Below are 23,369 nucleotides of genomic sequence, written 5' to 3'. Positions count from 1 at the left end.
TTGTCCGGTTGTTTCTGGCCCAAAATCACGTAGACGGTTGATAATCAAAGGTTAAATAATGAAAAAAACAGCCCCGGAGTATACGCCTGTTGATTTATCTCGTTGGCCAAGGAAGGAGCATTTTGAAGTCTTCCAGTCATTTGCTGAATGCACAATTAACCAAACCGTTCTCATCGACATTACCGCGCTGCGAAAACATATCAAAGCGGTGGGCTGGAAGTTTTACCCGACGATCATTTTTCTCCTGTCTAACATCATGAACCGGCATCCTGAGTTCCGCATGGCCATGAAGGACAATGAGCTTGTCATATGGAATGAAGTTCATCCCAGCTACACCATTTTCCACCCCGAAACGGAGACGTTTTCGTCACTGTGGAGCCACTATGACGGCAATATTCATCACTTCCAGAACACGTATGCAGAAGATACGGCCCGCTATGGAAATAGCCTTTCTTACTGGCCTAAGGAAGAGTCACGGGAAAATGTCTTTTTCGTGTCGTCTATTCCGTGGGTAACGTTTACGAACTTTACGATGAACATTGCTCACATGAAGAACTTCTTTTCGCCTATGTTCACGTTTGGAAAATACTACGAGCAGGATGGAAAAGTGCTGCTGCCTATGGCGGTGCAGGTGCATCATTCGGTGTGCGATGGCTTCCATGTGGCAAGGATGTTTAATGAGTTGCAGGAGATGTGTGATGGTTTGTCGGAGCTGTAGGAAGAATGGAATGGCTAATCCACTAAAATATTTTGATAGGTAGCTGGCAGCAAGGGATACTGTTATAACGGCGGTCCGAAATGCATGTGTTACCCTATGTTCTCAGTTTTATTACGATTCGAGGGAAGGAATTGGATATCTATACAGGTGGTAATCGCTTTTCTGGCTATTTCCTGACAATGGCCTCATTAGAAGTGAATCAACTAATGAATACAGCGCTCGCTGTATCGGGATTTCATATTAAAGATGCTCTGACACGCATGCGTTTTCAGGACAATGTGCGTGATTTTGGAAAATATCAACTGGAAGCCATCAGGAATGGCGCGACGGAACAGGAATGTCAGCTGTGTATCCAGAATATTCGCGAGGAAAATAATAATCTGAAGATTCAGGACAGAATGCTTAGAACAGGTGAGTCTGTTCTCACGGCATCAGTCAGGATCTATGAAGAGAATGGTAAATACTTTGGTTATGCCATCGATTTCATAGGTGTAGTCATTTCCGGTTTGCAGGTTGCAGGCGGCATTGGAGTTATTGCCTCATCCGTTCCGGTCGGAAATATGCTTGGGATCATAGCTGGCGCAACGCTGGTACTTAATGGCGTATCTTCAGCAGCAGAGAGTGTCCAGAAGTTGGCGGGAAAGGTGTCACCCATCAATTTTATGCGTGATGGCTTTGAAGGTTCGGCAGAATTTCTGGGCTTTGACCGCAAAGTAGGTTTACTTGCTTATCAGATGGTAGATCTAAGTACGTCATATTATGGCATGTTCAAACTCACTCTGAAGCCCGATGCCTGGCGTCTGTACCGTTATCTCGCCCCGGACTTCATGAGACAGGTAAACACCATGAGCCGGACGGCCCTGGCGATTAAGGGCGCCGGAGCAACGTTGAAAGGCGCCAAAATTGGGCACACTCTTTACCAGTTGCAGAGTAACGAAAAAACTCAGTGAGCCCGCTACCGGCCTTTCATAATCTTATGCGCTTTCCATGAAAGGCCTAGCGGTATGAGATACCAGACTGCAATAACGCCAAAAGCTGCAATAGGTAGGTAATATACCAGCATAGAGGGGGTATAAAAGACGGGAAGGAAAATCAGCGGTGCCAGGATAAGCATCAGACAAATCACTCCACCATAAAAACGCTTACTTAGATCATCCACTAAAGTTGAAAGCGTTTCGCCAGCATTTTCTTTCCTGCTTAATACTTCTTTCAGACGAGATAATTGCTTACGCGAAAAACCATTATCTAGTAGATCTTTTTCCGTCAGTTCACTGGCCACTTGCTCGCCTATCTTCATGATTGGTATGTTCATGCAAGGATACCTTTAAGATGATCTTTTTTAAACACTAACCTTACTAACGAACTCCTTGAGATAGCAGGCAGGTGAAAATAAACCAGCATTTTCTGTAAGTTTATAGGCTTTCGTTCTGGATTTCACTTCATCTCTCTGGTGTACATTAAGCTTCAATGTGGGCATCACTCTCGACCTTACACTGAATGTCCCAACTTATGCCCCATACAAAATAGCCCACCAGACGAAAACACTGACAAAAGGCTTTTCCTCCGGCTGCCAATCCCGGATTATCAACCTCTACCAAAAAATTGAGGCCTGGATGGAAGCCAGACGGGCCAAAGAAACAGCCATTGAGAACCTCAGGGCTCTGCGCCAGCATCAGACCTAAACTGAACAGGTCAGTAAAGATAATCGGGAGTAGGTCAGGGAATTGCTAGACCAGACCGGCGGCATCGTAACGCCGGAGATGAAATCTCTTCGGGCTGAGTATCTGAAACAACAGGAAACAGCTACAGAAGTAGCCGGACTGATTACTGAAAAAGAAGAGCTGCTGCCGGTACTGGTTGACGCGACCGCGCATAAGGCAAACATCTATGTGAACTGCCATCATGACATCACTCAGGAGCGTATCAATGAGCTTTTACGAGTCTTTTTTATTTACCACAGTGCCGAATTGAGCAGCCTGCTCAGGATGAAGTACAGACAATTTGAGCGGAATAGCTTAGCGCATAAACCGGGCATTATTGAAGGGTCAAATGATGCAGATACGCTGTTTCGTGAATTTATCCTGCATCTAATGCTGAAGTCGATGAATGAAATATTGCCGTTGAGATTCCGTGACGACGTGATGAGTCTGACCGGTTCAGCACCGGTATCAGGATCACATGACGACCGAAAAAAAGAAAGCTGTTCTGACCTGAACAGAAAAGCTCACTTAAACCCGGCCAGTGCCGGGTTTATGATGTCTGTAGCATGAATGCATGTCTATACTGCATGAAATCTCATGGCTTTATGCACTTGCATCTTTACTTCCTAGGCCAGATAAGGTGCGGTTAAGAGCCTATCATGCAACTGCATGAAAACCACTCCATAAAGCGGGCAGGCGTGGCGGGGCTACGAGCGCGCGCTGTGGGGTTAAATAGTGCCGAACGTACAAATTTCAAGAAGCAGGCTGGGTCAAGACAGGGGGAAATCACGCCTCTTTGATGCTCTGTTGAAACGCAAGGCATAAGGGAGAAGAGTAGCAGGTCAGAGTAGAACAACGCGGTAGAAAGCATTAAAGACTTGATGCTGTTTAGTGGGTGAATAATTTTGAAAAATTCATCGTTCAAGAGTGTAATTTACCTCTGTCAACGCGCTGAACGTGCCTTGGGTAGTCGGTCAAAATACGACTTAAATCCCATTGTTTTTCCACGTTAAAGCATGCATCCAAAAGGAGCATCGTTTTGCACGCACTTTCTTGTTCCTGTACTAACTACCAGGGCCAGTTCCAGTGGGTTGTAAGTCCACCTTTGCACAAGCATTAGAAGCGCCTTCTAAAACGAGCGGGTGTGGCAGGGAGAGCATTGCGCGCTGAAGCTGAGAATATAGTTTCATGTTATTTTCATATGATAATCTGGCTTTATTAGTGAGCAAAGATATTTAGAGAGGAATTCACTTTGGATTAATAATCAAGTAAAAAAACCAATCCTTTTGTTCTTTATGTTATTTTTTTAAAAGACCGCCACAATGAACCGTAGCGGTCTATTATGACATCTAACGTTGCATTTCAGTTTCTATGAAGTTTTCCTCTGTAATAGAATTCATAATTTCAAAATACAATTCCTCCGCTTGAATAAATGCTAACTCTTTGCAGAGATTGACAATGGAGTCACTATATATAATACCCATTCGAGGATTGAAAAGCTCAAAACTGGTGATACCTCTTTTATTTTTTGAATAAAAATTCAAAGTAAAATATATTAGTATCTGCCTTAAATCGTATACACTAAATTTCCTATCTCCAGATTTAATTTCAACAAGAATATTTGAATAACAAATATCACCATATGAATTATTTATTACACCACATCCATCGAAATTTGGAGATACTTCAACTTGATTTATCTCACCATACCGAGAAAATATACTTTTAGCTATTTCCCTGATAGTATTGTATTCGATCATGCTTAAAGGAAGTTTGAAGTTAGAACCGTAACTGAACCTCTTTAAATACTCTTTCGTCTGCTCAAAAATAGTTTGAAAATCTGCGCTATGAAATAAGCCTGGCACTGAAAGTATATTTCTATCAATTGAGCCATTTTGTATGGCTTTGTACAAGTTAAATGCACATTCATTGACAAAGACGTTATTTGCTCTGTTGGCACTTTCATCCAGGGGAGGATAGACATCCTCAATGAGACTACCGTTAATGATACGTATAAAGTTATTAGCATTTGGAAGTAATTGATTCCAAAATGAAGTAAATTTTCTAGAGAATGTTAATTCGGAGATCATAGTGCGTCCTCAAGATTTCTTGCAGTTTGTCTTTGACCTGCCCAATCCTTATAGATATTCTCTATGAAATTGAATGATTTTTTATTATGCTCTCTCCAGTGTTTGCCTTCATCTCCTAAAAAATAGCTGGAGACAATTAATAACCTTCTCTGTAACGGATGCATTCCTGCAAAGTTCTTTTTGATATCTGAAAGCCACGCATAAGAATTAATTTTTGCCATTGACTGCGTAACGATGTTTTTAACTAAGATGCTTTCTGGGTTTTTATTATAAATTTCACAAAGGATTAGAGTGGATTCTTCAGTATTTTCTTTAGAAAGCATCCGAGCTACATATGCTAAATTAAGCTCAGTGCTTAAGATATATGAATTTTCTTGAATTAGTGTATTTATTTTTTCAAGAATAATGCCTTTAGTTTCTAAGCTTAATCTTTGCCAGTTAGAATTTGCCACCTGAATTATAGTTGTAAAAATCGGATAAAGCTCGTGCAGATTATTGAACATCACTTTGAAAGCACTACTTATTATTTCATCAGACGTTGCAGAGAATGCCTTTATCAAATGCTTGCTAAAAGATTGATTTATTTTTGATTTTTGCAATTCGCTACTCAGCATAGCTAGCAAGTCGAAATCTTTCAAAGACTCCTTAATTTCCTCATATTCTTCGATTGCGTTTGCTGAATAAGGGTCAAATCTAATAGGCAAGCTCATAAATTTGGCCTTCATAGGAGACTCTTCATCTTCATCATTGCCATGCAATTTAGCTTTAGTCACTGAAAGGAACTCTTCTTTAGTAACAATATTGGTTTTATGTTTCTGTAAAGTTAGCCCTTCATTTTCCATTAATTTTTTACTAAGTAAAGTTAAAGTCTTATGAGCATCCTCTCTTGAGTTACAAAATATAATAAAATCGTCAACATAACGCTTGTAGTTAACCCTATTCATAGACAATAGCTTATCAATGGAATCAAGGGCTAGCTCTGCTAATATTCTTGATGAAGGACACCCAACTGGCACTCCATATGATTTTGTTTCACTAAATGTCTGTAGCAATTTCTTAATTTTACCAGAGTATTTTTTATTAGGATCTATTCTGTCTAGTGCATTTTCTAAACGATGGTGATATATACGTGGATAGAAATCTGCTATATCGCATGTAAGTACATACTTAATTTCATCTTTAGCACATTCGACAATGCTGTCTTCTTGGTATTTTCTCCATGAAATATCCTTATCAAAAAGTGAGCCCGCAGCAAGGTTTGGATTGAAACGATATGAATAAACAGACGTATTAGTAGATCTTATTTTCTCTATATCTTCAGCGATCTTCAAAACTAGACCAAGAAAAAAAGCATTCCAGAATGGATCAATTTGCGTTGCCCACCTGTAACCATAATAGCCGATGCTAGAAAAGCTATTAATCATGTTTGGTGGGACCTCTGTCCGTTTATTTTCAAAGTCATCAAATGTTTGCATTAATGCAGTTTTTACGATTTCCTTACGGTCTTCAAATAGCCGACTTTCAAATGGATATGGGAAAATATCTGTATCGCCGTGTCTAATAATATTTTCTAACGCGAGATCGAAACAATTCTCTAGCTTACTACTATCAAATTCATTGCTCATTACTATCTCCTTGAGTTAATTATTTCTTGTCCCACTATTGTAATAGGTGAGTCCATGATTATGAATAAAGCACATGACAATATGCTATACATACTTAAATTTCACTTTTTGAGAAAAGCAACTTATATTTCGCAAAAATACAGTTTCCATTCATTAGACGTGGTGCTTGGAATAGCTCAAAGGTTATATTCAACCATCGCGTAATAATATAATGCAAACAATGATAAGAAGAAATCAATACATTAATAACGGTTTTATAGGAGTTTTGGGAATAACCTTTATTTGAATGTGTAGCAATGTACATAATATTCTCACTTACCCCTTAATCAAAACGTAACTTGAATACCACTGCATCATATCCTGGCGCCACTCAATATATTGAGCATGATTATAAGTACCTCTGATATTATTTTTATCTGTGTGAGCAAGCTGCATTTCAATCCAAGCCGAATCGTATCCTTTTTCATTGAGGATGGTAGATAAAGAATGTCTAAAACCATGACCGGTTACTTTCCCACCATAGCCAATACGTTTGATAATCTGATTTATACTCGCCTCACTCATAGGCTTGTTCGGATCGTTCCGTCAAGGAAAAACATAACGATAGTTTCCTGTCATGATCTTGAGTTCATTAAGTAAATCTAACGCTTGAGTCGACAATGGCACAAGATGCGCCCTACGCATTTTCATCCTTTCTGTAGGAATTATCCAAAGAGCGTTATCTAGATCAAATTCTGACCATGACGCTGCACGTAATTCGATGGTTCTAACACCTGTAATCATGAGTAATTTCGTTGCTATCTGGACAAGCTTACTCCCGGAGTAACCCTCTAAGGCACGCAGAAAATCAGGTATCTCATCAGCTTTTAGGAACGGGAAATGATTAGATTGGTGTACTTCGAGAGCGCTGTAAAGCTCTGCCGCAGGATTGTACTCCGCCCTACCTGTTGCAATTGCGTAGCGAAACACTTCGGAGCAAGGCTGACGTACTTTCCACACTTTCTACAACGCACAACGTTTCTCAATTTTACGCTGTACGTTCAGCAGCTCCAGCGGTTTAATCTTTCCCACAGGCCTTGTTCCAACATAAGGAAAAATGTCGTTCTTAAACGCTTCCATGATGTCTGATGCATATCCTGCCGACCATTTAGCAAATTTAAGTTGATGCCACTCTCTGGCTATCTTTTCGAAGGCGTTCTCTGACTCTGCTTGCATAGCCAGCTTTTGCTCTTTTCGAACCTCACAAGGGTTCTTTCCTTCTGCCACAAGTTTTCGCGCTTCATCACGACGGGAACGAGCATCGGCAAGGGTGATCGTTGGGTAAACGCCAAGCGAGATCATCTTGGGTTTACCGGCATAGCGATAGCGAAACCGCCAGCTCTTGCTTCCATTAGGTTCTATAAGCAATGACAAGCCTTGCCCATCCCCAAGCGTATAGGGTTTATCTTCAGGCTTAGCGCGGCGAATCTGCACATCGTTTAAAGGCATGTGTATAGGAATCCAGGACCGAACAGGACCATATACACAATCCTATACATATTCTGTATATATTCTGTATATATTCTGTATCGGTTTTTACTGGATGGTTACGGACAATGATGCACTAAAAAGACAGTAGAATTTTTACAAATCAGGCTATTTACGGACGTTTGAGGAATTTGAAATGGTGCCGATAATAGGAGTCGAACCTACGACCTTCGCATTACGAATGCGCTGCTCTACCAACTGAGCTATATCGGCCCTGAGAGGCCGGTTACGAGTGTAACCACGGGGCAAAAGGTTAGATCTATCCGGGTGATGCGTCAATGCCCTTTTGAATCAAACGGCTATTTTTGCATCACCCGTGATTATTTACGCACGAATCGTATCGTCGCCGAAGCCGATCCACTTGTACGTGGTCAGCGCTTCCAGCCCCATCGGACCGCGGGCGTGCAGTTTCTGCGTGCTGACCGCCACCTCAGCGCCGAGGCCGAACTGGCCGCCGTCGGTGAAGCGGGTGGAGGCATTCACATACACCGCAGAGGAATCCACTTCGTTCACGAAGCGATCGGCATTGCGCAGCGTACGCGTCAGGATGGCGTCAGAATGCTGCGTGCCATGCTCACGGATGTGCGCAATCGCGTCGTCAAGATCGCTCACGATTTTCACGTTCAGATCCAGTGACAGGAACTCGTCGTCGTACTGCTCCGCGTTGACGGGAACGACGTTAGCCGGGCCATCCTGCAGCAGTGCGAGCGCACTGGCGTCAGCATGCAGCGTCACGCCGCTCTCTGCCATCTGTTTGCTCAGGGCCGGCAGGAAGGTGTTCGCTATGTCCTGATGCACCAGCAGCGTTTCAACGGTGTTACAGGTGCTAGGACGCTGGGTCTTCGCGTTAACGATAATCTTCAGCGCAGGAGCAATCTCAGCGCTGTCGTCTACCACGATATGACACACGCCAATACCACCGGTGATCACCGGAATCGTCGACTGCTCGCGGCACAGCTTGTGCAGCCCCGCGCCGCCGCGTGGGATCAGCATGTCGATGTATTTGTCCATGCGCAGCATTTCGTTGACCAGCGCGCGGTCCGGGCTCTCAATTGCCTGCACGGCACCCGCTGGTAAGCCACACTCTTCCAGCGCCTGCTGAATGACTTTCACCGTCGCGGCGTTGGTGCGCCAGGTCTCTTTCCCACCGCGCAGAATAGCGGCGTTGCCGGTTTTCAGGCACAGGGAGGCGACATCCACCGTCACGTTTGGACGGGCTTCATAAATAACGCCGATAACGCCGAGCGGCACGCGACGGCGCTCCAGGCGTAAACCGCTGTCCAGCAGCCCACCGTCAATCACCTGCCCTACCGGATCGGCCAGATTGCAGACCTGACGAACATCGTCGGCGATGCCTTTCAGGCGGGCCGGGGTCAATGCCAGGCGGTCGAGCATCGCTTCGCTCAGACCGTTGCGACGCGCTTCCAGTAAATCCTGCTCGTTGGCGAGCAGAATTTCCTGGGACTGTGATTCCAGATAATCAGCGATTTTTTCCAGCACGCGGTTTTTCTCGCGGCTGGAAAGGAGCGCCAGTTTATAAGAGGCGGCCTTCGCGGCGGCGCCCATTTGTTCCAGCATGTTCTGACTCCTTAACGAATAATCATGTCATCGCGATGCACGGCAACCGGGCCATATTCATAGCCCAGAATGGCGTCGATCTGCTGCGAATGGTGACCCGCGATGCGGCGCAGGGCATCGCTGTTATAGCGGCTTACGCCGTGGGCGATGTCGCGGCCTTCGAGGTTACGGATACGGATCACTTCACCACGGGAGAAGTTGCCTGTCACGCTTTTAATTCCTTTAGGAAGTAATGAACTTCCTCGTTCCAGAATCGCGGCGGTCGCCCCTTCATCGACGACGAGTTCGCCCGCAGGCGGCGCACCAAATATCCAGCGTTTACGGTTTTCCAGCGGGGATTCCTGAGCGTGGAAGCGGGTGCCAACGGAGATGCCTTCCATCACGTCGCCAATCACGCCAGGGCGGCTGCCCGCGGCAATGATGGTGTCGATACCGGCGCGGCACGCCACGTCGGCGGCCTGCAGCTTGGTCCCCATGCCGCCCGTTCCGAGGCCGGACACGCTGTCACCGGCGATGGCGCGCAGCGCATCGTCGATGCCGTGAACGTCGGTAATCAGCTCAGCTCCCGGGTTAGAACGCGGATCGGCGGTGAACAGCCCCTGCTGATCGGTCAGAAGCAGTAATTTATCGGCGCCAGCCAGAATGGCGGCCAGCGCAGAGAGGTTATCGTTATCACCCACTTTGATTTCAGCGGTAGCAACGGCATCGTTCTCATTAATGACCGGAACGATATTGTTGTCCAGCAGCGCGCGCAGGGTATCGCGGGCGTTCAGGAAGCGCTCTCTGTCTTCCATATCCGCACGCGTCAGCAGCATCTGCCCGACGTGGATGCCATAGATAGAGAACAGCTGTTCCCAGAGTTGAATGAGTCGGCTTTGTCCCACGGCGGCCAGCAGCTGTTTAGAGGCGATCGTCGCGGGGAGTTCGGGGTAACCCAGGTGTTCACGCCCGGCGGCAATCGCACCGGAGGTCACAATCACAATACGATGCCCTGCGGCATGTAACTGAGCGCACTGACGTACAAGCTCAACAATGTGGGCGCGATTTAGGCGGCGCGATCCGCCTGTTAACACACTGGTACCGAGTTTTACCACCAGCGTCTGGCTGTCACTCATGATTCTCTGCCGTTCAACGATAAGGGAAAGTAATGTCGAACGAACGTTTTAGCAGGAGTCAGCCCCGTTGCCAACTGCCTTAGCACATCGCGAAACACTTTGTTGCGCGGGATCAGGAAGCGTAGCGGGAGAATTTGACACTTTTATTACCGAAATAATAAATCACAGTTTTTTAAAATTATTCTTAGTTTGTCATAAAAGTTTCATTCCAGAACGATAAAACCCTTCCTGTTTTTTCACGGGACTTAAGCATGAGCTTATCGTCCAGCGAATTTTTTAGCGCGTTTATAAGACAGGATCGAAAATGAAAAAGAGCACTCTGGCATTAATGGTTATGGGCGTAGTGGCTTCTGCATCCGTTCACGCAGCTGAAGTTTATAATAAAGATGGTAATAAGCTGGACGTGTACGGCAAAGTGAAAGCCATGCACTACATCAGCGATGATGCCACCAAAGATGGCGATCAAACTTACGTTCGTTTCGGTTTTAAAGGCGAAACCCAGATTAACGATCAGCTGACGGGCTATGGTCGTTGGGAATCTGAATTTGCGGGTAACAAAGCCGAGAGCGACTCCTCTCAGAAAACCCGTCTGGCGTTCGCGGGCCTGAAGCTGAAAAACTTTGGTTCTCTGGATTACGGTCGTAACCTGGGTGCGCTGTATGACGTCGAAGCATGGACCGACATGTTCCCTGAGTTCGGCGGCGACTCTTCCGCTCAGACCGATAACTTCATGACCAAGCGTGCGACCGGTCTTGCCACCTACCGCAACACCGACTTCTTCGGCGCGGTTGACGGCCTGGACATGACCCTGCAGTACCAGGGTAAAAACGAAAACCGCGATGCCAAGAAGCAGAACGGTGACGGTTTTGGTACCTCTCTGAGCTATGACTTCGGCGGCAGCGATTTCGCCGTCAGCGGTGCTTACACTAACTCTGACCGCACCAACGCGCAGAACCTGCTGGCGCGTGGTCAGGGGCAGAAAGCCGAAGCCTGGGCTACCGGTCTGAAATATGACGCGAACGATATTTATCTGGCAGCGATGTATTCAGAAACCCGTAATATGACGCCAATTTCTGGCGGATTTGCCAATAAAGCACAGAACTTTGAAGTCGTTGCACAATATCAGTTCGACTTCGGTCTGCGTCCTTCCCTGGGTTATGTCCAGTCTAAAGGCAAAGATATCGAAGGTATTGGTGACGAAGACCTGGTGAAATATATTGACGTTGGCGCGACCTATTACTTCAACAAAAATATGTCCGCGTTTGTTGATTATAAAATTAACCAGATTGACGACGATAATAAACTGGGCGTGAGCAGCGATGATATCGTTGCCCTGGGTATGACCTACCAGTTCTAAGATTATCCGAATAAGAAAATCCCGGCAGATAAGCCGGGATTTTTTTTGCCCGGTGGCGCTGCGCTTACCGGGCCTACGGGATAGTGCATTTTGTTGGCCGGGTAAGGCGAAGCCGCCACCCGGCACTGTGACGCTATCAGGCAGTCAGCTTCACCGCTTCGCTGGAAAAATCATCCGCTGGCTCGAACTTAAGGTCCAGGGTGGCCAGCAGTGCGCTCGCTTTGTCGTGAAACTCTTTCAGGGTATATTCCAGGCGATCGATCACTTCCTGATCTTTAATGGTGGTGGCCTGCCAGTTACCGTCTTTATTAAACAGGCCAAACTGGTAGCTATACGTAAAGCGTTTTTCCTCTGCTTCCATTTCCATCCACCAGCCCCAGAATTCACGTTTTTCGGGTGCAGGCTTCACGTTGACGCATACAGCCAGGCAGTCGAAAAAAAAGCGATTCTCTTCACACTGCTCTTCTCGAATATACGGGCCAAGAGCCATGAACTTCTTAATCAATCTACTTTTCGGGTGTCCACTCGGTAACGTCATTGCGATCTCCTTTTGTGAAGCCACTGTTTTACCAAACCAGCGAAATTTAGCAATCTATTAACACAATCTCTGAGCGATCCAGCGCGTAATCTCCTTCAGAGCTTTATCGAAATTCTGATAGACCGGGCTGAACGGCACCTCAAGCAATTTGCCATCCGCAGATGACGACGTGATTAAGCGCGACTCTTCTTCCGGACTGAACGGATCGTTTTTCCAGAAACCCGACAGCATCGGCGTCGGGCAGCGACGTCCCAGCAACCCTTGCGTTTTTAACGAGTAGCGATTGAGCTCAACGCGCAGCGCTTCGTCTGATGCATCATGCATGCCAAGACGGCTGGCCAGCACATCAAGGTACATTTCGGGCACGCTCCCCTGGCGTGCGGGATCGCTGAGCAGGGCGTGAACGACCGGTCCAAGGCAGGCGACAGCTTTCAGGCGGGAGGATTCAAGGTAAGCCAGACGCACCGCGACGTTTGCGCCAAAGCGGAAGCCAAATGCCGCCACGCGAGTGTGGTCAACCCATGGAATGTTTTCCAGCGCTTTTAGCGCATGCTGGTGCAGCAGGCTGGAATCCTGAGTCAGTTTCCATTTGGAGGAGAAGCCAATTGAGGGCATATCCAGCGTCAGCATCGCGATCCCTTTTGGTGCGAAGTAGCGCTCATACAGGCTGTAATAGTCAATTTGCAGAGAGTCCAGCCCGCCGCACATCAGCACGGTCGGGAACGGGCCTTCACCTTCAGGCATATGCAGGAACCCGGTAACGGGCGCCCCGCCCGGAACAGCGAACTCAAGCTCGCGCATCTGGCCCGGCAGGCGTTGAGCCGCCTCTTCGTAGGCGCGATTCGCCAGCGCCTGCGCCTGTTCAGCCAGCTCATCGCCTTTTAAATGCGGGTAGGCGGCAATGGCATAGAGGTTGGCCGCATGCAGCCAGTGTTTGCCGCTGCGCGTGGCATCCTCTTCCTGGCTGGCTTTTTGCTGCCAGAGCATCGCCTGTTTAGACCACTCGTAGATCCAGTTTCCGCCACGGTAGCCCACCACCGTATCATAGAGTTCGCTGTCGGTACGCTCGGCTTCACTCATCACGATACGTGCCTGCACATCAAGGATTTCACGGGGGTCGATACCGCGCCAGATCCACATCAGGCGGTTAATCATGCGATACCAGTGAGGCACGTTTTTACCGTCTAATGCAGACTGGACGGCAGGCTGAGTACCCGGATTGAAGCGACGCACCAGCGTCGACGTTTCAGGGTGTTTGAAACGGGGTTTGAAGAGAGTCTCGGTGAGATTCGCCTGCGTCATTGCATTGCCTCCATGAATACGTCGTATAGAGACTATTGTAACGCGCGTCAGACTAAAAAAAACAACGCCCGGCATCACCGGGCGTTAAATTAATTGCGGAACGTGATTAACGACCAGAGATAGGCGGTACGAAGACCACGCCCATATCCCATGGTTGTTCAATCCAGGTATCCTGCGGAATATCAATCACGTAATCGTCAACCAGCGGGCGGCCAGCAGGCTTCGCGAAGATAGTGACGAAATGTGCTTTCGGATACATTTCACGGATAGCCACCGCGGTACCGCCGGTATCCACCAGGTCATCAATAACGATGAAGCCTTCACCGTCGCCTTCCGCGCGTTTCAGCACTTTCAGCTCGCGCTGGTTGTCATGGTCATAGCTGGAGATGCAAACGGTATCGACATGACGAATACCCAGCTCACGTGCCAGCAGCGCCCCCGGTACCAGACCGCCACGGCTGACGGCAATAATGCCTTTCCACTGTTCGGAAGGCATCAGACGCGCAGCCAGTTTGCGTGCGTGAATCTGCAACATGTCCCAGGTGACGACGTATTTTTCGCTCATGTGAAGTGTCCCAGCCTGTTTTTATACGGCTTAAAAAGTGTTCGAGGGGGAAATAGGTTGCGCGAGATTATAGAGATCTGACGCACTAAAAACCAGTGTTTAGCGCCCTCTGCCTGAGTTTTTACATGCTTTATGCTACCAGCCAGCAGAGAAAGTGGTATTCTCAGTTTCATCTCGCAAGCCTGACTTGTGGTAACTATTAACCTGCTAACCCTGTGACCTGCAACCCTGTTTGCAGCGCCTCGACAAGGAGACTTATCGTGTCTGAACTGTCTCAACTATCTCCGCAGCCGCTGTGGGATATTTTTGCCAAAATCTGCTCCATTCCACACCCTTCCTACCATGAAGAACAGCTTGCCGAACATATTATGGGCTGGGCGAAGGAAAAAGGTCTGCATGCGGAACGTGACCAGGTTGGCAACATTCTGATCCGCAAACCCGCCACCGCAGGCATGGAAAACCGTAAACCGGTTGTGCTGCAGGCGCACCTGGACATGGTGCCACAGAAGAACAACGACACCGTTCACGACTTCACCAAAGACCCGATTCAGCCGTACATCGACGGCGACTGGGTGAAAGCGCGCGGCACCACCCTGGGTGCGGATAACGGCATCGGTATGGCCTCTGCGCTGGCCGTGCTGGCTGACGACAGCGTTGAGCACGGTCCACTGGAAGTGCTGCTGACCATGACCGAAGAAGCGGGCATGGACGGGGCGTTCGGTCTGCAGGCGAACTGGCTGCAGGCGGATATCCTGATCAACACCGACTCCGAAGAAGAAGGCGAGATCTACATGGGCTGCGCGGGCGGGATTGATTTCATCTCTACCCTGCCGCTGTCACGCGAAGCGATTCCTGCCGGTTTCCAGACCTTCAAGCTGACGCTGAAAGGGCTGAAAGGCGGCCACTCCGGCGGTGATATTCACCTGGGTCTGGGTAACGCCAACAAGCTGCTGGCACGCTTCCTGGCAGGTCATGCGGCCGAGCTGGATCTGCGTCTGGTAGACTTCAACGGCGGTACCCTGCGCAACGCGATCCCGCGCGAAGCCTTCGCCACCGTAGCGGTTCCAGCGGCAAAAGCCGACGAGCTGAAAAAACTTTCCACCGTGTACCTGGATATCCTGAAAAACGAACTGTCCGCGAAAGAGAAGAACCTGACCGTGGTGCTGGAATCTGTTTCTACAGATAAAGCCGCGCTGACCGTGCAGTCTCGTGACACCTTCGTTCAGCTGCTGAACGCGACGCCAAACGGCGTAATCCGCAACTCTGACGTGGCGAAAGGCGTGGTGGAAACCTCACTGAACGTGGGCGTGGTGACCATGAGCGACGACAGCGCGGAGATCATCTGCCTGATCCGCTCCCTTATCGACAGCGGTAAAGAGTATGTGGTGAGCATGCTGGAATCTCTGGGTACGCTGGCGGGCGCAAAAACCTCCGCCAAAGGCAGCTACCCGGGCTGGCAGCCGGATGCGAGCTCTCCGGTGATGGCACTGGTGCGTGAAACCTACCAGCGTCTGTTCAACAGCACGCCGAACATTCAGGTGATCCACGCGGGTCTGGAATGCGGTCTGTTCAAGAAACCGTATCCGAATATGGACATGGTATCTATCGGGCCGACCATTACCGGTCCGCACTCGCCGGATGAGCAGGTTCATATCGAAAGCGTTGGTCATTACTGGACGCTGCTGACTGAACTGCTGAAGGCGATCCCAGTTAAGTAATACCCTCACCCCAGCCCTCTCCCACAGGGAAAGGGTGAAAAACCCAGGCCCGGTAAGCGTAGCGCACCGGGCTTTTTTACAATCCCAATACCAGCTGTCGCTCTAACTGCGGATCCAGCAGCGTGACGTGTAATCCCACCAGCCTCACCCCTCGCCCGCCCCGGCGTTCTTCCCATGCCTTTTTTGCCGTCGCGATAAGATCGTCTTTGTTCAGACGCGGCCAGACGTGTTCCTGCGTGGTCTGCTGAAAATCGTTGAATTTGAGCTTGATGCCCTGACGGGCAATCAGCAGGTCCGGTTTTACCTTGCTTAAGCGTCGTTCCAGCTCAGGATAAAGCTGTTCCGTGATAATGGTTTCGCATTCGGACCAGTCATGAATATCTTCAATGAGGGTTCGCTCGACGCCGACGGATTTCCGTAGCCGTTCGCTGTTCACATCGCGATCGTCAATCCCCTGGCTGCGCTCCCACAGCACGCGGCCAAACTTCCCGAAGCGCTTGAGCAGCATGGCGAGGTCGCTTCGCTGCACGTCTTCGCAGGTGCGTAACCCCATGCTTTCCAGCTTTGCGGCGGAGACTTTCCCGACGCCGGGGATTTTGCCAAGCGGCAGCGTTTTTAAAAATGCAGGCACCTCTTCCGGCGTAATGACGTACTGGCCGTTGGGCTTATTTAAATCCGAAGCGATTTTGGCAAGGAATTTAACGGGCGCGACCCCCGCAGACGCCGTCAGATTCAGCTCGTTGAAAATCGTCTGGCGGATCTCCTGCGCCATCAGCGTGGCGGAGCCGTGGCAATGCACACTGTCGGTCACATCGAGATAGGCTTCGTCCAGCGACAGCGGTTCTATCAAAGAGGTATAGCGGGAGAAGATTTCCCGAATATGAAGGGAAGCCTCTTTATAGGCGTCGAACCGCCCGGGCAGAAGCGTGAGATGAGGGCAAAGCTTTAAGGCCATCGCCGTCGGCATAGCGCTACGCACGCCAAATTTGCGCGCAGGGTAGTTGGCGGTGCTGATAACGCCACGCTGAACGCGGCTGCCGCCAATGGCGATGGGAATATCCCGCAGCGCCGGGTTGTCTCGCATCTCCACTGCGGCAAAAAAGCAGTCCATATCAACATGGATTATTTTGCGCATAGTAAGCCCTCACTCATCACTGGATAAGTATACAGTAAATAAATGAGGGTTGAGAAGCAGATGTAAGAATGCCGGGTGGCGGCGTTGCCTTACCCGGCCTACAAAAACTTAAATAATGCGCTGCTGCTCGCGCGCCATGCGTTTTTTGCGGGCGTCGCACGGTTCCGGGCAGTCGCAGACCTTCTCCATACCAATGGAGGAAATACCGCCGCAGCTGCCCTGAATGCTTTTCCGCTTAACGATCCAGCCTAACGACATGCCGAAAATGACAAGCACAAAAACCACAAAGGTTGCCAGAAACGTCAGCATCATCAGCCTCCAAAGTCATCGAGCATGATGTTCTCATCTTCGACGCCGAGATCTTTCAGCATCTTAATCACGGCGGCGTTCATCATCGGCGGACCACACATATAGAACTCGCAGTCCTCGGGCGCCGGGTGCTGTTTAAGGTAGTTTTCATACAGCACGTTGTGGATGAACCCCGTATAGCCCGTCCAGTTATCTTCCGGCTGCGGATCGGAGAGCGCCACGTGGAAGGTAAAGTTCGGGTTTTCACGCGCCAGCTGTTCAAACTCATCATCGTAGAACATCTCACGCAGCGAACGCGCCCCGTACCAGAAGCTGATTTTACGCTTGCTGCCGAGCCGCTTGAGCTGGTCAAAGATGTGCGAGCGCATCGGGGCCATGCCGGCACCGCCGCCGATAAAGACCATTTCCGCGTCGGTATCTTTCGCGAAGAACTCACCGAACGGGCCGGAGATGGTCACCTTATCGCCCGGCTTCAGGGACCAGATGTATGATGACATCACGCCCGGCGGCGCATCCGGCACATTCGGTGGCGGCGTGGCGATACGCACGTTGAGCATGATAATGCCCTTCTCTTCCGGGTAGTTGGCCATCGAGTAGGCGCGCAGCGTCGGCTCTTTCACCTCAGATACAAAGCGGAAGAGATTGAATTTGTCCCAGTCGGTGCGGTACGCCTGCGGAACGTCAAAGTCCGCATACGCCACGGTATGCTCAGGGCACTCAATCTGAATGTATCCTCCGGCGCGGAACGGGACATCTTCCCCTTCCGGCACCCGCAGCTTCAGCTCTTTGATAAAGGTAGCTTTGTTATCATTAGAGATAACTTCACATTCCCATTTTTTGACGCCGAAAATCTCTTCCGGCAGTTCAATCTTCATGTTCTGACGCACTGCGACCTGACAGGCCAGACGGCAGCCCTCTTTTGCCTCACGCTTTGTGATATGCGACAGCTCGGTGGGCAGAATATCGCCGCCACCCTCTTTTACCGTCACGCGGCACTGCCCGCAGGAGCCGCCGCCGCCGCAGGCTGAGGAGACAAAAATTCCGTTACCGGAGAGCGTGTTGAGCAGTTTATCTCCCGCAGGCGTGCGGATCTGATTCTGCGGATCGTCGTTAATATCAATCACCACGTCGCCGGAATTCACCAGCTTCGCGCGCGCCGCCAGAATGAGCCCTGACAGCACCAGTACAATCAGCGTGAACATCACCACGCCAAGAATAATTTCCATCTGTTAGCCCTTATAGCTGCACACCGGAGAAGGACATGAAGCCCAGCGCCATCAGCCCGGTGGTGATAAAGGTGATCCCTAAGCCACGCAGGCCTGCAGGCACGTTGGCATATTTCATTTTTTCGCGGATCCCTGCCATGGTGACAATCGCCAGCATCCAGCCGATGCCGGAGCCGAAACCGTACACCACGGATTCACTGAAGTTGTAATCACGCTGAACCATAAACGAGACGCCGCCGAAGATGGCGCAGTTCACCGCGATCAGCGGCAGGAAGATCCCCAGCGCGTTGTACAGCGACGGGAAGTACTTATCGAGGATCATCTCCAGGATTTGCACCAGCGCGGCAATCACGCCAATAAAGGTGATGAAGTTCAGGAAGCTGAGGTCAACCCCTTCCACCAGCGCGCCGTCCCGCAGCACAAAGTTGTAGACCAGATTGTTAATCGGTACAGATAAGCCAAGCACCACGGTGACCGCGATACCCAGCCCAAATGCCGTCGACACTTTTTTGGACACCGCAAGGAACGTACACATGCCGAGGAAAAACGCGAGCGCCATGTTTTCAACAAACACCGCGCGCACAAACAAACTCAGGTAATGAGCCATCGTCGGTTACTCCTTTTCCTGCTGTTCTGGTCTCAAGGTACGAATCAGCCAGATCAACAAACCGATAATGAAAAATGCGCTGGGAGCCAGCAGGAACAGGCCGTTTGGCAGATACCATCCACCGTTTTGCACCGTGTCCAGCACCGTGATGCCAAACAGCTTACCGCTGCCAATGAGCTCACGCAGGAAGCCAACGGTCAGCAGGATCACACCGTAGCCGAGGCCGTTACCGATACCGTCCATAAAACTCGCCAGCGGCGGCATTTTCATGGCGTAGGCTTCCGCACGCCCCATCACAATACAGTTGGTGATGATCAGCCCGACAAACACCGAGAGCTGTTTGGAGGTTTCATAGGCGAAGGCGCGCAGCAGCTGATCGACCACGATCACCAGCGAGGCGATGATCGCCATCTGCACGATGATCCTCACGCTGTTGGGAATGTGGTGGCGGATCATCGAGATAAACATGCTCGAAAATGCCGTGACCAGCGTGACCGCCAGCGTCATCACCACCGCCGTTTCCAGCTTGGTCGTCACCGCCAGGGCTGAACAGACGCCCAGCACCTGCAGCGTGATCGGGTTATTGGCCAGCAGTGGGCCAATGAGCACCTTTTTGACTTCTTTCAGTTCACCGGTATCAGCCATTGTTCAGCGCTCCTTCACGTACGTTTTTCAGGAAAGGACCAAAACCCAGCTCGCCCATCCAGAAATCAAAACTGTGCTGCACGCCTTTGGAGGTGAGCGTGGCGCCGGACAGCCCGTCGACGGCGTAGTCGTCACCGGGACGTGCCGCCCCTTTCATCACCTTCAGCGCAGGCAGACCGTTATCGTCGAGCACTTTCTTACCGATAAACTGTGCCCGCCAGTTCGGGTTTTCTACTTCGCCCCCCAGCCCCGGCGTTTCGCCCTGGTCGTAATACGTAATGCCTTTTACGGTACGGCCATCCGTATCAAGCGCCACAAAGGCATACATCATTGACCACAGGCCGTTGCCGTAGACAGGAAGCACCACTTCCTGAATGCGTTTTTGGGGGTCACGCACCAGATAAATTTCGGCGAGATTGCTGCGGCGCTTAATCCCGGCGGGATCTTGCGATGCCTCGAGCGTCAGGCTCATCTGCGGATCTTTCAGCGCCAGCGCCTGGTTATACTTCGCCGGATCTTTATCCAGCAGCTGGCCTGTTTTCAAATCCACCAGACGCGGTGAAATACGCTCCGCAAATACCGCCGAGACGTCGTCTGCACTCATCCCTTCCTGCATCAACCCGGCCACGGCCAGTATGTTGCGCTGTTTATCCAGCGCACGTTGCGCCTGCTGCAGGGGTTTTAACCCCACGGCAGAGCCGGCCACGACAATCGAACAGACCAGACAGAGCACCAGCACCACCAGCAGCGTTTTGCTGATACTGTCGTTATTTTTAACTTCAGCCACGCGCCTTCCTCCGCTTAATGTTGGCCCGCACCACCAGGTAATCGAAGAGTGGCGCAAACAGGTTGGCAAACAGAATGGCCAGCATCATTCCTTCCGGGTACGCCGGGTTGACCACGCGGATCAGGACACACATCGCGCCAATGAGCACGCCATAGCTCCATTTACCTTTGTCCGTAAACGAGGCAGAGACGGGGTCGGTTGCCATGAACATCATGCCAAACGCGAAGCCACCCAGTACCAGATGCCAGTACCAGGGCATGGAGAACATTGGGTTGGTGGTCGAACCGATAACGTTGAACATCGTGGCGGTCAGCACCATGCCGATCATCACGCCCGCCACAATTCGCCAGGAGGCCACGCGCCCAAACAGGATGATCGCCCCACCAATCAAAATCATCAGCGTTGAAACTTCACCAATGGAACCCGGAATGTTGCCAATAAAGGCATCAAACCAGGTCACAGGCTGACCCGTCGCGTTGTTCACCAGCGTTTCGCCGCCGTGTGCCGCCCACTGTGAAAGCGGCGTCGCGCCGGAAAAACCGTCAGCCGCCGTCCAGACCAGGTCGCCGGAGATTTGCGCCGGATAGGCAAAGAAGAGGAACGCACGCCCCGCCAGCGCCGGGTTAAGGAAGTTCCGCCCGGTGCCGCCGAAGATCTCTTTAGCAATGACCACGCCAAAGCTGATGCCCAGCGCTGCCTGCCAGAGCGGTAGCGTCGGGGGAACAATCAGGGCAAACAGAATAGAGGTCACGAAGAAGCCTTCGTTGATCTCATGTTTACGGATGATGGCAAACAGCACTTCCCAGAAGCCGCCCACGATAAAGACCGTGATGTAAATCGGCAGGAAGAACACCGCCCCCAGCGTCATCATGCTCACCCAGCCCGCGTCTGGCGCAAAGCTCACCCCTAACGACTGGGCCAGACGGTAGTGCCAGTCAGACTGAAGCACCTGCGCCATCTGCTGCGCATCGTACATGTGGTGCAGCGCCGGAATGGTCTGCAGACCGACGTTGTACATCCCCCAGAACATCGCCGGGAAGACCGCAAACCACACCAGGATCATCATCCGCTTAAGGTCGATGGCGTCACGGACGTGCGCCGCTCCTTTCGTCACCAGCCCCGGCGTGTAGAAAATGGTCGCCGTGGCTTCATACAGCGGGTAGTACTTTTTGAGCGTCCCTTCGGTAAAGTGCGGCTCAATTTTTTCAAAGAGGTGTTTTAAGCCCATCGGTTATCCTTCCTGCTCAATGCGGGTTAACACCTCGCGCAATACCGGTCCATATTCGTATTTTCCCGGACAGACATAGGTACAGAGCGCCAGATCTTCTTCGTCCAGTTCCAGACAGCCCAGCGCCTGCGCGCTGTCGGTATCGCCGGCGAGCAGATCGCGCAACAGCATGGTCGGCAGAATATCCAGCGGCATGACGCGCTCGTAGTTGCCAATCGGGACCATAGCGCGCTCGCCGCCGTGCGTACTGGTCGAGAAGCTAAACAGCTTATTACGCAGGAAGTGCCCCAGCGTGGTACGGGTGACGGAGTATTTTTCCGCACCGGGCAGCACCCAGCCGAACAGCTCTTTCTCGCGGCCTTCCTGCACAATGCTGACCTGCAAATGGAAACGTCCCAGATAGGCGTGCGCCTGCACGGCATGGCGGCCACTGAGGACCGAACCGGAAATCAGCCGGTTTTCGCCTGCTTTGGTTTCTTCGTTCAGCAGTTCATTGATATCCGCGCCAATCAGCGTCTTCACCAGACGCGGGTTTGCAGCCTGCGGCCCACCGATGGCGATGGTGCGTTCCGCGCACAGCTCTCCGGAGGTGAAGAGCGTACCGATGGCGATGACGTCCTGATAATTAAGATGCCAGACCTGTTTCGTCAGGCTCACCGGCTCAAGGAAATGGATGTGCGTCCCGACCAGACCCGCCGGATGCGGGCCAGCAAACTCATTAAACGTGACCTGCCCCTGAGGATGACCGCCAAGCTTGCCGCCACCGGCCTGGCAAACGTGGACTTTTCCCGACGTCAGACGGGTTAAAACGGTAAGCCCGGCATCAAAGGCTTTGCGCTGTGCCAGGATAACCGGCTGCGGATCCACGCTGAGCGGATTGGTATCCATTGCCGTGACGAAAATCGCGGCCGGTTCCGTGCCGGGAACCGGGGATTTACTGAAGGGACGCGTGCGAAGCGCGGTCCATAAACCGGACGCCAGAAGCTGAGCCTGAACAGCCTCACGGCTCAGCGACGCGAGGTCTGTGGCATCGTAACGGGCGAATTCACGCTGTTCATCGCCTTCAATGCGGATCACCACCGACTGCAGAACGCGCCGTTCGCCACGGTTGATCGCCACAACGGTGCCGCTCGCGGGGGCTGTAAACATCACGCCGGGATTTTTTTTGTCCTCAAAGAGCGCCTGGCCTTTGATCACGCGATCGCCTTCCTGTACCAACATCGAAGGACGCATTCCCAGGTAGTCGTCGCCCACAATGGCGACATGACGGACACTTGCGCCTGTCGAAACGTGCTGCGCGGGCACGCCTGCAATCGGCAGATCAAGTCCTTTTTTGATTTTAAACATGTGGTTAGCAGGTTTCCATGAACAACAATCCAGTGGCCGCGAAGTGTAACATTTTCCCCTTCTCGCGGGCAGCGAATCCGCCGTCGCGCGCGCCAAATTGCGAGCTAATGCGCAAAGTTCCTGGAGCCATCGCGATTTTGATGGTTTATAAAGTAAAACTAATTTGTAAACTCACCGCCCGGCTCTTGCGAAAATCTATAGCGGTGCTAATGTGAGCGCTCCTAACAGAATAATCTGATTTCGGGTCTCTTT

General features: G+C 50.7%; 21 protein-coding genes, 1 tRNA gene and 1 pseudogene. 5 read left to right on the top strand and 18 right to left on the bottom strand.

All coding sequences use genetic code 11. From position 1 onward, the window contains the following. Positions 1-58: 58 nt before the first annotated feature. Together catA and ACHH0Z_RS12215 are read left to right on the top strand one after the other, a co-directional pair. Positions 59-718 (top strand): type A chloramphenicol O-acetyltransferase, encoded by a 660-nt coding sequence (gene catA, locus ACHH0Z_RS12220; RefSeq protein WP_045408039.1) that lies wholly within the window; start codon positions 59-61, stop codon positions 716-718. 131 nt (positions 719-849) lie between these two features. Then, the gene (locus tag ACHH0Z_RS12215; RefSeq protein WP_032676873.1) at positions 850-1,668 is read left to right on the top strand and encodes a DUF4225 domain-containing protein; all 819 of its coding nucleotides are present in this window, start codon (positions 850-852) and stop codon (positions 1,666-1,668) included. 5 nt (positions 1,669-1,673) lie between these two features. On the opposite strand, the gene ACHH0Z_RS12210 is transcribed toward ACHH0Z_RS12215, so the two are convergent. Next, positions 1,674-2,030 carry a hypothetical protein gene (locus ACHH0Z_RS12210; protein ID WP_023293200.1) on the bottom strand — a complete coding sequence of 119 codons (357 nt, stop codon included), beginning with the start codon at positions 2,028-2,030 and terminating at the stop codon, positions 1,674-1,676. Between the two features lie 412 nt (positions 2,031-2,442). On the opposite strand from ACHH0Z_RS12210, the gene ACHH0Z_RS12205 reads away from it, so the two are divergent. After that, positions 2,443-2,988 carry a hypothetical protein gene (locus tag ACHH0Z_RS12205; RefSeq protein WP_023293201.1) on the top strand — a complete coding sequence of 182 codons (546 nt, stop codon included), beginning with the start codon at positions 2,443-2,445 and terminating at the stop codon, positions 2,986-2,988. 779 nt (positions 2,989-3,767) lie between these two features. Here ACHH0Z_RS12205 and ACHH0Z_RS12200 read toward each other — a convergent pair. The 6 genes and pseudogenes from ACHH0Z_RS12200 to proB all read right to left on the bottom strand — a co-directional run bounded on the left by ACHH0Z_RS12200 (position 3,768) and on the right by proB (position 10,353). Beyond that, complete coding sequence (locus ACHH0Z_RS12200; protein WP_045408040.1) at positions 3,768-4,508, bottom strand: hypothetical protein; 741 nt, start codon at positions 4,506-4,508, stop codon at positions 3,768-3,770. Further along, entirely contained in the window at positions 4,505-6,133 is a 1,629-nt protein-coding gene (locus tag ACHH0Z_RS12195; protein ID WP_023293203.1) for an RNA-directed DNA polymerase, read from the bottom strand. The genes ACHH0Z_RS12200 and ACHH0Z_RS12195 overlap by 4 nt, the downstream gene beginning before the upstream one ends. A gap of 315 nt (positions 6,134-6,448) precedes the next feature. Beyond that, positions 6,449-7,621: pseudogene (locus ACHH0Z_RS12190) on the bottom strand (tyrosine-type recombinase/integrase). A 176-nt stretch (positions 7,622-7,797) separates the two neighbouring features. Then, positions 7,798-7,873: transfer RNA gene (locus ACHH0Z_RS12185), tRNA-Thr, on the bottom strand. A 111-nt stretch (positions 7,874-7,984) separates the two neighbouring features. Then, a complete protein-coding gene (gene proA, locus ACHH0Z_RS12180; protein ID WP_032646979.1) occupies positions 7,985-9,238 on the bottom strand; it encodes a glutamate-5-semialdehyde dehydrogenase in 1,254 nt (417 codons plus the stop codon). A gap of 11 nt (positions 9,239-9,249) precedes the next feature. Then, positions 9,250-10,353, bottom strand: coding sequence for a glutamate 5-kinase (gene proB / locus ACHH0Z_RS12175; protein WP_045354385.1), 1,104 nt, complete (start codon positions 10,351-10,353; stop codon positions 9,250-9,252). A gap of 304 nt (positions 10,354-10,657) precedes the next feature. On the opposite strand from proB, the gene phoE reads away from it, so the two are divergent. Further along, entirely contained in the window at positions 10,658-11,710 is a 1,053-nt protein-coding gene (phoE, locus tag ACHH0Z_RS12170) for a phosphoporin PhoE (RefSeq protein WP_008501878.1), read from the top strand. Positions 11,711-11,846: 136 nt separating this feature from the next. Here phoE and crl read toward each other — a convergent pair whose 3' ends face one another. From crl to gpt, 3 genes are all read right to left on the bottom strand, one after another. After that, on the bottom strand, positions 11,847-12,248 hold the full coding sequence (gene crl, locus ACHH0Z_RS12165; RefSeq protein ID WP_008500249.1) for a sigma factor-binding protein Crl: 402 nt from the start codon (positions 12,246-12,248) through the stop codon (positions 11,847-11,849). A gap of 57 nt (positions 12,249-12,305) precedes the next feature. Next, complete coding sequence (gene frsA, locus ACHH0Z_RS12160) at positions 12,306-13,550, bottom strand: esterase FrsA (RefSeq protein ID WP_008500250.1); 1,245 nt, start codon at positions 13,548-13,550, stop codon at positions 12,306-12,308. 106 nt (positions 13,551-13,656) lie between these two features. Beyond that, positions 13,657-14,115 (bottom strand): xanthine phosphoribosyltransferase, encoded by a 459-nt coding sequence (gpt, locus tag ACHH0Z_RS12155; RefSeq protein WP_003863205.1) that lies wholly within the window; start codon positions 14,113-14,115, stop codon positions 13,657-13,659. Positions 14,116-14,375: 260 nt separating this feature from the next. Between gpt and pepD the strand changes: the two genes are divergently transcribed. Further along, positions 14,376-15,833 (top strand): cytosol nonspecific dipeptidase, encoded by a 1,458-nt coding sequence (gene pepD, locus ACHH0Z_RS12150; RefSeq protein ID WP_008500251.1) that lies wholly within the window; start codon positions 14,376-14,378, stop codon positions 15,831-15,833. 76 nt (positions 15,834-15,909) lie between these two features. On the opposite strand, the gene dinB is transcribed toward pepD, so the two are convergent. The 8 genes from dinB to ACHH0Z_RS12110 all read right to left on the bottom strand — a co-directional run bounded on the left by dinB (position 15,910) and on the right by ACHH0Z_RS12110 (position 23,117). Next, complete coding sequence (gene dinB, locus ACHH0Z_RS12145) at positions 15,910-16,968, bottom strand: DNA polymerase IV (RefSeq protein ID WP_008500252.1); 1,059 nt, start codon at positions 16,966-16,968, stop codon at positions 15,910-15,912. 108 nt (positions 16,969-17,076) lie between these two features. Continuing rightward, positions 17,077-17,280 carry a (Na+)-NQR maturation NqrM gene (gene nqrM, locus ACHH0Z_RS12140; RefSeq protein ID WP_023615899.1) on the bottom strand — a complete coding sequence of 68 codons (204 nt, stop codon included), beginning with the start codon at positions 17,278-17,280 and terminating at the stop codon, positions 17,077-17,079. Continuing rightward, complete coding sequence (gene nqrF, locus ACHH0Z_RS12135) at positions 17,280-18,503, bottom strand: NADH:ubiquinone reductase (Na(+)-transporting) subunit F (RefSeq protein ID WP_032674212.1); 1,224 nt, start codon at positions 18,501-18,503, stop codon at positions 17,280-17,282. Before nqrF ends, nqrM begins: the two co-directional genes overlap by 1 nt. A 10-nt stretch (positions 18,504-18,513) precedes the next feature. Next, positions 18,514-19,110 (bottom strand): NADH:ubiquinone reductase (Na(+)-transporting) subunit E, encoded by a 597-nt coding sequence (gene nqrE, locus ACHH0Z_RS12130; protein WP_008500255.1) that lies wholly within the window; start codon positions 19,108-19,110, stop codon positions 18,514-18,516. Positions 19,111-19,116: 6 nt separating this feature from the next. Continuing rightward, positions 19,117-19,755, bottom strand: a complete 639-nt coding sequence (locus ACHH0Z_RS12125; RefSeq protein ID WP_008500256.1) for an NADH:ubiquinone reductase (Na(+)-transporting) subunit D — start codon at positions 19,753-19,755, stop codon at positions 19,117-19,119. Then, a complete protein-coding gene (locus tag ACHH0Z_RS12120; RefSeq protein ID WP_023293210.1) occupies positions 19,748-20,542 on the bottom strand; it encodes a Na(+)-translocating NADH-quinone reductase subunit C in 795 nt (264 codons plus the stop codon). The genes ACHH0Z_RS12125 and ACHH0Z_RS12120 overlap by 8 nt, the downstream gene beginning before the upstream one ends. Then, on the bottom strand, positions 20,535-21,770 hold the full coding sequence (locus tag ACHH0Z_RS12115; RefSeq protein ID WP_045408045.1) for an NADH:ubiquinone reductase (Na(+)-transporting) subunit B: 1,236 nt from the start codon (positions 21,768-21,770) through the stop codon (positions 20,535-20,537). The genes ACHH0Z_RS12120 and ACHH0Z_RS12115 overlap by 8 nt, the downstream gene beginning before the upstream one ends. Positions 21,771-21,773: 3 nt before the next feature. Further along, entirely contained in the window at positions 21,774-23,117 is a 1,344-nt protein-coding gene (locus tag ACHH0Z_RS12110; RefSeq protein WP_045408048.1) for a Na(+)-translocating NADH-quinone reductase subunit A, read from the bottom strand. Positions 23,118-23,369 lie beyond the last annotated feature (252 nt).

The organism is Enterobacter cloacae complex sp. 2024EL-00227, assembly GCF_043945315.1.
GTDB classification, from domain to species: Bacteria; Pseudomonadota; Gammaproteobacteria; order Enterobacterales; family Enterobacteriaceae; genus Enterobacter; species Enterobacter roggenkampii.
Note: the sequence above shows the minus strand (reverse complement) of the source record. Positions and strands in the feature narration are given on the sequence as shown.

Bases quoted from the DNA above. Each gene is read 5' to 3' on its own strand.
- catA (WP_045408039.1), top strand. From the start codon at position 59: ATGAAAAAAACAGCCCCGGAGTATACGCCTGTTGATTTATCTCGTTGG.
- ACHH0Z_RS12210 (WP_023293200.1), bottom strand. From the start codon at position 2,030: ATGAACATACCAATCATGAAGATAGGCGAGCAAGTGGCCAGTGAACTG.
- ACHH0Z_RS12200 (WP_045408040.1), bottom strand. From the start codon at position 4,508: ATGATCTCCGAATTAACATTCTCTAGAAAATTTACTTCATTTTGGAAT.
- ACHH0Z_RS12195 (WP_023293203.1), bottom strand. From the start codon at position 6,133: ATGAGCAATGAATTTGATAGTAGTAAGCTAGAGAATTGTTTCGATCTC.
- proA (WP_032646979.1), bottom strand. From the start codon at position 9,238: ATGCTGGAACAAATGGGCGCCGCCGCGAAGGCCGCCTCTTATAAACTG.
- proB (WP_045354385.1), bottom strand. From the start codon at position 10,353: ATGAGTGACAGCCAGACGCTGGTGGTAAAACTCGGTACCAGTGTGTTA.
- phoE (WP_008501878.1), top strand. From the start codon at position 10,658: ATGAAAAAGAGCACTCTGGCATTAATGGTTATGGGCGTAGTGGCTTCT.
- crl (WP_008500249.1), bottom strand. From the start codon at position 12,248: ATGACGTTACCGAGTGGACACCCGAAAAGTAGATTGATTAAGAAGTTC.
- frsA (WP_008500250.1), bottom strand. From the start codon at position 13,550: ATGACGCAGGCGAATCTCACCGAGACTCTCTTCAAACCCCGTTTCAAA.
- gpt (WP_003863205.1), bottom strand. From the start codon at position 14,115: ATGAGCGAAAAATACGTCGTCACCTGGGACATGTTGCAGATTCACGCA.
- dinB (WP_008500252.1), bottom strand. From the start codon at position 16,968: ATGCGCAAAATAATCCATGTTGATATGGACTGCTTTTTTGCCGCAGTG.
- nqrM (WP_023615899.1), bottom strand. From the start codon at position 17,280: ATGATGCTGACGTTTCTGGCAACCTTTGTGGTTTTTGTGCTTGTCATT.
- nqrF (WP_032674212.1), bottom strand. From the start codon at position 18,503: ATGGAAATTATTCTTGGCGTGGTGATGTTCACGCTGATTGTACTGGTG.
- nqrE (WP_008500255.1), bottom strand. From the start codon at position 19,110: ATGGCTCATTACCTGAGTTTGTTTGTGCGCGCGGTGTTTGTTGAAAAC.
- ACHH0Z_RS12125 (WP_008500256.1), bottom strand. From the start codon at position 19,755: ATGGCTGATACCGGTGAACTGAAAGAAGTCAAAAAGGTGCTCATTGGC.
- ACHH0Z_RS12115 (WP_045408045.1), bottom strand. From the start codon at position 21,770: ATGGGCTTAAAACACCTCTTTGAAAAAATTGAGCCGCACTTTACCGAA.
- ACHH0Z_RS12110 (WP_045408048.1), bottom strand. From the start codon at position 23,117: ATGTTTAAAATCAAAAAAGGACTTGATCTGCCGATTGCAGGCGTGCCC.